Annotated in this window: 2 protein-coding genes; one reads left to right on the forward strand and one right to left on the reverse strand. The window is 58.0% G+C overall.

All coding sequences use genetic code 11. The annotated features are described in order from the left end of the window. The coding region (locus tag VAE48_RS06245; protein ID WP_322792456.1) for an alpha/beta hydrolase at window positions 1-654 on the forward strand (654 nt) is incomplete at its 5' end. A 5-nt stretch (window positions 655-659) separates the two neighbouring features. On the opposite strand, the gene VAE48_RS06250 is transcribed toward VAE48_RS06245, so the two are convergent. After that, window positions 660-1734, reverse strand: a 1075-nt coding sequence (locus tag VAE48_RS06250) for an LCP family protein (protein ID WP_322792457.1), incomplete at its 5' end; no start/stop codon positions are given.

Genomic DNA, 1734 nt, shown 5'->3' on the forward strand with positions numbered 1-1734 from the left:
ATGCTGGATGCGCGCGGTCATGGTTCTTCCGGGCTGGATGCGCGCGGGGCTTCGCCGCTTGTGCAGGCTCAGGATGTCTGTGTGCTGATTGAATCCTTGCAGCTTCATCGGCCAATCCTGATCGGTCATTCAATGGGGGCGGAAACGGCAGCCCTGACCGCTGCCCGGCTGCCCAAAATGGTGCGCGGTGTGGTGCTGGAAGACCCTCCCTGGCAGGAAAGCAGCGGGGCAGATGGGGCGCGGCGCGAAAAGAAGCTGGCTGACTGGCGCGCCTGGCTGAACGATCTCAAACAAAAATCACTGGATGAGATCATTGCAGAAGGTAAAGGTGATAACCCGCTGTGGGATGAGAGCGAATTTTTCCAGTGGGCAAAAGCCAAACAACAGGTAAAACTGGAAGCGCTGGACTGGATTGTTCAACCGCAGCCCGACTGGCGCGAAATTGTCCGTCAGATTGCCTGTCCGGGTTTGATCCTCACCGGTGAGCCGGCCCTGGGGGCCGTGCTTACCCCGCCGGTCATTCAGCAGGTCCAAAAGTTATGGCCTAAAAGCAAAACGGTGCGCATTGCCACTGCTGGTCATAATGTGCACCGTGAAGCCTACATGAACTATTTACGCGAGGTAGCCGCTTTCATTAAGCGGCTGGGCAAATAACGGTTTCAGGGCATGGGGTTTGAGGCTGCCCAGTCACTGCCGACCACCACAGCGATGTCGTAAGGGGCGTTGGGGTCATAGCGGTTGTACACGCGCGGATTCTGAATGTCCATCAAGGTAGTCAGATACCGCAGCGTGTAGGGCTTGCCGTTATAGACAAAGAAAGTGGTTACATTGTAGAACTGATCGGCATTCGATTCGTCCACCACATTGAAACCCTGATCACGCAGCCACGTTGCAGTCTGGCCGGCCAGGCCGTCGGTTCCGCTGCCGTTCTGCACCGAAACCCGGGCTGCCTCAGCCTGCATCAGGGATGCCGGGTCCTCGGCCAGCGCAACCGGCCCGACCGGTCCGCCGCTGGTGAAAATTTCGTCACGGATCAGGCGAATCCGATCCGGGATGGGGATGAGAATATCCAGCCCATCCGGCGAGGTGCCGAACTCAACTGCATCGGTGCCGATGACGGCGCGCTTGATATTCTGTTCGGGGATTTGCTGCGCCAGCCACGCCAGCCGAATCACTTGTTCCAGGCTCATGTTGGTGCGCACGCCGCTGGCCAGTTCGTTGTACAGTACCGGCGCGCGGGTGATCAGGGTGGGCAGCATATCGAAACTGAGGATGCGGTCGCGGATGGCCAGTACCACCTGCTGCTGGCGGCGGGCGCGGTCAAAATCGCCGCCCTCAGTGTAGCGTTGGCGGGCATAGGCCAGCGCAATATCCCCCGGCAGGGTCACGACGCCCGGCTCAAGGGTGATCTTGCGGTTCGTGCCCATCACCACCACGGTAATGGGTTCTTCCACACGGATTTTAACCCCTTTGATTTCGTCAATGAAGCGCACAAAGGCATTAAAGTCAATCTGGGCGTAGTATTGAATATCCACACCTAAAAACTGCTTGACGGTTTCCATGGCCAGCGCCGGGCCGCCGCCGGGCAGTTTATCCAGTTCGCCAAAATAGTAGGCTTGATTGATCTTGTGATAATCATAACCGGGGATGTTGACCCACATATCGCGCGGGATGGACAGGATGCCGGCGGTGTTACTGATCGGATCCAGGGTGAAGAGCATCATGGTGTCGGTG

The sequence above is a fragment of the Bellilinea sp. genome, assembly GCF_034432615.1.
GTDB lineage: Bacteria > Chloroflexota > Anaerolineae > Anaerolineales > Anaerolineaceae > Bellilinea.